The organism is Microcoleus sp. BM001215392 (assembly GCF_036700185.1).
Taxonomy (GTDB): Bacteria; Cyanobacteriota; Cyanobacteriia; order Cyanobacteriales; family Microcoleaceae; genus Microcoleus.
In genome coordinates this window covers 1-7,251 of record NZ_JAUBOJ010000377.1, presented here as the reverse complement: position 1 = coordinate 7,251, position 7,251 = coordinate 1, and the positions used below count along the sequence as shown (strand labels likewise).

At 44.2% G+C, this 7,251-nt stretch carries 4 protein-coding genes and 1 CRISPR repeat array; of the genes, 3 read left to right on the top strand and 1 reads right to left on the bottom strand.

Features of this window, described 5'->3' with window-relative positions; translation table 11 throughout:
• Positions 1 to 301 precede the first annotated feature (301 nt).
• The 3 genes from cas4 to cas2 all read left to right on the top strand — a co-directional run bounded on the left by cas4 (position 302) and on the right by cas2 (position 2,473).
• Positions 302 to 895 (top strand): CRISPR-associated protein Cas4, encoded by a 594-nt coding sequence (cas4, locus tag QT974_RS28270; RefSeq protein WP_333471711.1) that lies wholly within the window; start codon positions 302 to 304, stop codon positions 893 to 895.
• A 298-nt stretch (positions 896 to 1,193) separates the two neighbouring features.
• Positions 1,194 to 2,195 carry a type I-D CRISPR-associated endonuclease Cas1d gene (gene cas1d / locus QT974_RS28265; protein WP_333471710.1) on the top strand — a complete coding sequence of 334 codons (1,002 nt, stop codon included), beginning with the start codon at positions 1,194 to 1,196 and terminating at the stop codon, positions 2,193 to 2,195.
• 2 nt (positions 2,196 to 2,197) lie between these two features.
• Positions 2,198 to 2,473, top strand: coding sequence for a CRISPR-associated endonuclease Cas2 (gene cas2 / locus QT974_RS28260; protein WP_293197652.1), 276 nt, complete (start codon positions 2,198 to 2,200; stop codon positions 2,471 to 2,473).
• A 252-nt stretch (positions 2,474 to 2,725) separates the two neighbouring features.
• A CRISPR array of direct repeats spans positions 2,726 to 5,868; the repeat unit is 37 nt; unit sequence GCCGGAAAATACCTAAAACCCTATCAGGGATTGAAAC.
• An 82-nt stretch (positions 5,869 to 5,950) separates the two neighbouring features.
• On the opposite strand, the gene QT974_RS28255 is transcribed toward cas2, so the two are convergent.
• Entirely contained in the window at positions 5,951 to 7,153 is a 1,203-nt protein-coding gene (locus QT974_RS28255; RefSeq protein ID WP_333471709.1) for a glycosyltransferase family 4 protein, read from the bottom strand.
• Between the last annotated feature and the right edge of the window lie 98 nt (positions 7,154 to 7,251).

The following is a 7,251-nucleotide window of genomic DNA, read 5'->3' as shown; positions in this document are numbered from 1 at the left end:
GTCCGCCGGGGGTTTAAACCCCCGTCTCATAGCGAAAGTCCTCTGAAGAGGACTGCACAAAACTCTTGTTTTGATGACGCATAAAATTTCATGTAAGTAATTGAATCTTCAGTCGGTTTTAACCGAATTGAGCTATGAAACAGGGGTTTTAACCCCGGTTGGACTTGGCAACTAGCGGGTCTAAAAATGATTGAATCCTCAGTCGGTTTTAACCGACTTTAGCTATGAGCCAGGGGTTTTAACCCCTGGCGGACTGGTGGGCTTGACTGTTAATTCACACTTACCAAAAACTATCAAATTTATGAACGATTTTGATTACATTTCGATCGCACTTCTCAACCAATACTCTTACTGTCCTCACCGCTGCTGGCGGATGTCTTGCGCGGGAGAGTTCGCCGATAACCAGTATACCATCGAAGGGACGAGTTTGCACGATCGCGTCCATACGATGGGCGAAATCAACCGCGATGAGACTTGGCAAGTTCGGGCGATTTGGCTGAAGTCTGAGAAGTATATGCTGATTGGAAAATCCGACTTAATTGAATCAACCGATGGTGAGTTGTATCCCGTCGAGTACAAGCGCGGGCGGAAGGGCGAATGGGATAACGATGAGTTGCAGGTTTGCGCGCAAGCTTTGTGTTTGGAGGAGATGACGGGGAAAACTATTGCGACTGGATACGTATATTACGCGCAGTCACATCAGCGGCAATTAGTGGAGATTTCTGAGGGATTGAGACGGGAGGCGATCGCAACTATCAACGCTATTCAAATTTTACTGCAAACTGGCAAAATTCCTCCAGCGCATTATAGCAAACGCTGTCAGGGTTGCAGCCTTTATCAGCAATGTTTGCCGCAAGCTGCTGAGAAAGTTCTGCGGTATCAAGAAGCTAGCTGATCCCAAACCGCCAGGGGTTGAAACCCCTGTCTCACAGCGAAAGTCCTCGCTATGAGGACTGAAGACTTTACGGATAAAGCTTGCGTAAATTAACTGAGTTTTTTTTGGGATAAGTTTCGGGTGATTTGATAGAAAATTAAGGAAGAAAACTGGTTTTTATGCTTCCGTATGTAACTGCTGATTGAATTACTTCTTCAGTCGGTTTCAACCGACTTTAGCTTTGAGACAGGGGTTTCAACCCCGGTTGGACTGGCGGACAAATCGAAACACAATCAATACATAAATTTTGGAGTCAATCATGGGAACACTTTATATCAATCAAGATGATGTGTTTATCGGGAAAACAGATGAACGGCTGAATGTTAAGGCAAAGAATCAAACGTTACAAGATGTGCCTTTGGTTCATTTAGATGGAGTGGTGATTGTGGGACGGGCGACTATTTCCCCGGCTGCGGTTGCAGAATTGCTTCAGCGGAAAATTCCTCTGACTTTTATCACCGATACTGGTCACTATTTGGGTAAGCTGGAACCGGAATTAAGTAAAAACATTTTCGTTCGGAATGCTCAATGGAAAGCGGCGGGGGAAACTCCGCAAGCTATTCATGTTGTCCAGGGTTTTATTCGAGGAAAATTGAAGAACTATCGCACCAGTTTATCTCAAACTCAGCGGGAACATTCGGAACTAAATTTAGGTTCGGCAATTATGCAGATTTCAAATGCGATCGCCAAACTTGACAAAACTGACAATATTAACTCTTTGCGCGGACACGAAGGTGCTGGAAGTGCGGCGTATTTCGGAGTTTTCAACCAATTAATTCGCGCGCAAGGCTTTGTGTTTAAACCGCGACACCGCCCTGCTACCGATCCGGTGAATTCTTTGATGAATTTTGCTTACACGCTGCTGCGTCACGATGTGCAAAGCGCGATTAATATTGTGGGATTTGACCCTTATTTAGGATACCTTCATACGCAGCGCTACGGCCGCGTGGGTTTAGCGTTTGATTTGATGGAAGAGTTCCGCCCATTGGTGGCGGATAGTGTAATTCTGAACGCGATTAACCGCCGGATTCTGACGCCGAATGATTTTACTGTGGAACCGCTGAGTAATGTGGTGCGACTGTCGGAAACGGGACGGAAAGAGTTTTTGAGGTTGTATGAAAAGAAGAAGCAGTCTGAGTTTAAGCATCCGGTTTTGAAACGTAAGTGCACTTATCGAGAGGCTTTTGAGATTCAGGGGCGGCTGTTGGCGAAATATTTGATGGGCGAGATTGACAAATATCCACCTTTAGTTTTGTACTAGATATGCACATTCTGATTTCTTACGATATTTCGGAAGACAAGCGCCGGACAAAGATTCACAAAATGCTGAAGTCTTATGGGCAGTGGATGCAGTACAGTGTGTTTGAGTGTGCTGATTTGACTGAGACGCAATACGCTAAATTACGATCGCGCCTGAACAAAGTTATCAAACCGAACGAGGACAGTATTTTGTTTTTCCCGCTGTGCGCCTGCTGTCAAGGTAAGATTGAACGTATTGGTGGCGTCGTGCCTGCCGATCGCACAATATTTTTTGCTTAGTTTCCGTGAACCAGTAGGTGTTAAAATAGGGGTATCAAATTTTATGGCTGAAACTCATATGCAGCAAGAGTTTGATGCCCCCAGTCTCAAAAAACGATTCACAGAAAGTCTGAAAGCTTTACAGGATAACGTCTTTGGGGTGAGTATGAAAAATTGGGGATTGACAAGCCTAGGGCTGGAATGGTACTTTAATTTCAGATTCACGGAACTGCACCTTGAAAACCAAATACACCAAGGCTTCTGGAGCGGGCGGCCGGAAAATACCTAAAACCCTATCAGGGATTGAAACCTTGGTGACTTAATCGAAATCGTATGCGGCGAGCCGGAAAATACCTAAAACCCTATCAGGGATTGAAACGAAACCATCGCTTGGGACAGCGCTGTAAGCTTTGCAGCCTCCAGCCGGAAAATACCTAAAACCCTATCAGGGATTGAAACTGACATTATATGGTGGATAAACAACGATACTGGAACGCCGGAAAATACCTAAAACCCTATCAGGGATTGAAACTCGACCCAACCCATCACGGTTTTGTTTGAGCGATGTCGAATAAGCCGGAAAATACCTAAAACCCTATCAGGGATTGAAACACCTGAAAAACCAGCTTTACCTAAATACAGATAGCCGGAAAATACCTAAAACCCTATCAGGGATTGAAACTGAACAAAAGCAGCGCTCGACTAATCTCTGTTTGGCGCCGGAAAATACCTAAAACCCTATCAGGGATTGAAACTTTTGCCACAATCACACCATGCACACAAGTAGATTGAGCCGGAAAATACCTAAAACCCTATCAGGGATTGAAACATTGTAGCAAAATAGTCTCACTGCCGGGGAAATTTTGAGGCCGGAAAATACCTAAAACCCTATCAGGGATTGAAACTTGATATAAAAGTGCGCAATTACAACAAGCGAAAGCCGGAAAATACCTAAAACCCTATCAGGGATTGAAACAAACTTAGTAAAGACGGCGAAACTTTACCCGCTAACGCGCCGGAAAATACCTAAAACCCTATCAGGGATTGAAACCATCGTTGGTGGCAAAGTATCGAGAATAAAACGCCGGAAAATACCTAAAACCCTATCAGGGATTGAAACCTATGAACTTTATTTTTGGGACTATTTCGTCGGGCCGGAAAATACCTAAAACCCTATCAGGGATTGAAACCGCAAAAAACGACATCAACTCATAGTCGTTCATCGCCGGAAAATACCTAAAACCCTATCAGGGATTGAAACTGAATTACCGATCGCCGACCGCGAATATTTGCCTACCGCCGGAAAATACCTAAAACCCTATCAGGGATTGAAACCCATCACCCGACACTCCAACTCGGAGATTCGCTGCGACTGCTCGAGCCGGAAAATACCTAAAACCCTATCAGGGATTGAAACGTACTCGCAATCAATGATATCAGGCAGTATGTCTGCGCTGATATCAGCTTGCGCCGGAAAATACCTAAAACCCTATCAGGGATTGAAACGTATTGTAATAGAAGCCACCAGGGATAAAGGATGCGCCAGCCGGAAAATACCTAAAACCCTATCAGGGATTGAAACATTACGAATACTGAGCTAATCACTGTATCTACCCCCGCCGGAAAATACCTAAAACCCTATCAGGGATTGAAACTGGCAAAACTTTCAAGAATTAAGACAATTTGCTGCGCTAATTCTGGCCGGAAAATACCTAAAACCCTATCAGGGATTGAAACAACAAATCGCGGTAAGAAATTCCCACACGTTCGTAGCAGCCGGAAAATACCTAAAACCCTATCAGGGATTGAAACGCAAGGTGATTTATCGGAAGCATCTCCGGGGCCGACGCCGGAAAATACCTAAAACCCTATCAGGGATTGAAACCTAAACTGATTCATTAGACAGTCGATAACCTGTTGGCGCCGGAAAATACCTAAAACCCTATCAGGGATTGAAACGTCGGATTGACTAGGATACCTTTAGCTTTACAAGCCGGAAAATACCTAAAACCCTATCAGGGATTGAAACAGAATCCGCCATAAATGGAATGAAACGCGAGATTCTGCAACGCCGGAAAATACCTAAAACCCTATCAGGGATTGAAACTTTAGCTTTACCAACTTGTCTAATTCCCTCTTAAGCCGGAAAATACCTAAAACCCTATCAGGGATTGAAACTCGACAAATGGATGTGTTGAGAATCGACAAATCGAGATTTTCAAGCCGGAAAATACCTAAAACCCTATCAGGGATTGAAACACAATCAAATTGAGATTAAAAGCTTGTTCGACAAGCCGGAAAATACCTAAAACCCTATCAGGGATTGAAACTAGCAGCATCCCACAGCAGTGTCGCTGTTTTCCCCGAGCCGGAAAATACCTAAAACCCTATCAGGGATTGAAACCGGCAGTATATTGCCAATGCCGATCGAGTCTGGACTATGCCGGAAAATACCTAAAACCCTATCAGGGATTGAAACAAAATGTCGGGGTTTTTGCCATCTTCCCAGTATTTAACAAGCCGGAAAATACCTAAAACCCTATCAGGGATTGAAACATAATAGTTTTATCCGATCGCGGGTGCTAGTTGGACGCCGGAAAATACCTAAAACCCTATCAGGGATTGAAACTCCGATGAGATACTAGATCGACTGTACTACCGAGATTGCCGGAAAATACCTAAAACCCTATCAGGGATTGAAACTTTTATCTGTATCGAGTACGAAAATAAAATTGGACAGCCGGAAAATACCTAAAACCCTATCAGGGATTGAAACCTTCGGCACAATGCTGATTCCTTGTCGATCAATTGCCGGAAAATACCTAAAACCCTATCAGGGATTGAAACATAAATGCCCTCAACCATCTTACTAAAACGCGGAGCCGGAAAATACCTAAAACCCTATCAGGGATTGAAACAGCACAACCCGACATCTCAATTGGGGGCAATGGGCCGGAAAATACCTAAAACCCTATCAGGGATTGAAACTCTACCATTGGTGACCACATAAAAACATTAATATTGCCGGAAAATACCTAAAACCCTATCAGGGATTGAAACGTCACATTCAAATACAAAAATAAACCAAAATTGCCGGAAAATACCTAAAACCCTATCAGGGATTGAAACCTATAAAATCTATACGTCAACTAATACAGGGTAAAGCCGGAAAATACCTAAAACCCTATCAGGGATTGAAACTTCCTCACTTGCAGTGACTGCTATTGATGGATTTGCCGGAAAATACCTAAAACCCTATCAGGGATTGAAACTCGGTCTAGCAGCAGTCGCATGGGTAGGGTGATGCCGGAAAATACCTAAAACCCTATCAGGGATTGAAACAGATGGCACGAAGAAGTAGGCAAGCAAGAGATTGATGGCCGGAAAATACCTAAAACCCTATCAGGGATTGAAACATAAACCTTAGCCGCCGCACCGCTCTTGAAATCGTGTGCCGGAAAATACCTATTTCCCCATCTAGGGCTTGAAACGCCCAAACTACAAAATTATTGGCTCAAAAATAGATTTCTTCTCACCCTTTTTATTCCCTCCCATAACCTCAAGCAGCCGATCGACCGATCGCCCCCAAGTAAAATTATCAGCCACAAAACCCGGGCCCGCAACCCGAGCTCTCGCCGCAATTCCAGGCTGTTCGATCGCCCGCTGCATCAAATCAGTCAAATGTTCCCACTCAGGAGCTAACATAAATAAGGTTTCTCCATCAGTTACCACAGCCGTAAATTTACTCTCGATCCGCAGTGCAAAGTCCGATCGAGTAAAATCGTCAGTCGGGCCGCCCTCGGTACAAATTATCGGCAAACCGCAAGCCACAGCTTCCAACACCGGCAAGTTAAAACCTTCTGCCAAATAAGCAGAAACATAAACATCTGCTGCTTGGTAAAGTTCAGCTATTTGAGCAAAAGATAGCTGGCTGCCAGTATAAATTAATCTTGGTAAAACTCTCGCTCTTTCCGCCTCGTTGAGCACAACTCGGCAGGCTTCGGCAATGTCGTTTCTGGACGGATAAAGTAGTTCAGAACCTTTTAAAACTAATCTCGCATCTGGATATTTGTCAACTACTGCCGCGAAGGCTTTTAATAAAGGACGAATGCCTTTGCGATCGGTTTGTCCTCCGATGTTTAAAAATATAAAATAGTTTGACCAGCCAAAGCTTTCGCGCAGCAATTGACGCCGATCGCCCGAAACAGGATAATAAATCTCAGGATCGACTCCCAAAGGTACAACGGCAATGCGATCGCCCTCCACACCGCTACGAATTAAGCCGGCTTTTGACCACGCTGAAGGTGTAATAATTTTTACTTCTGAATTAACCGGAGTTTGGACGATCGACCTCACGCCGATCGCATCCAATACACTACGAGTAATAACTCCCCATTCTGTGGCTGCAAATACCCAGGTTTGGGCGCTGCTGGATGCTGAAAAGTCCCACGGGCAGTGCATTCGCAGCGTTACGCCGCCGGACTGATTTTCTCCCGGATTCGGAATGCTGCGCAGTAATGTTTCCTTTGGGCGATCGAACAAACTAATTTTTGTTTCCCAAGCTGCATCTATGTAGGGCATATCGCGATGGAAAAGTTCTATTTCTCCTCGCGGGCGAGCCAGCATTTCTAGTAGTTGAAATTGATTGACTATGCAATAGGAATGATAAATAAAACGCCAGCCTTCAACAATTATCTGCAATTCAAAACTCCAATCTAATAATTTAAAATAATAGCAGAAGAAAGTTATTGGTTATTGGTTATTGGTTATTGGTTGTTGGTTGTTGGTTATTGGTTATT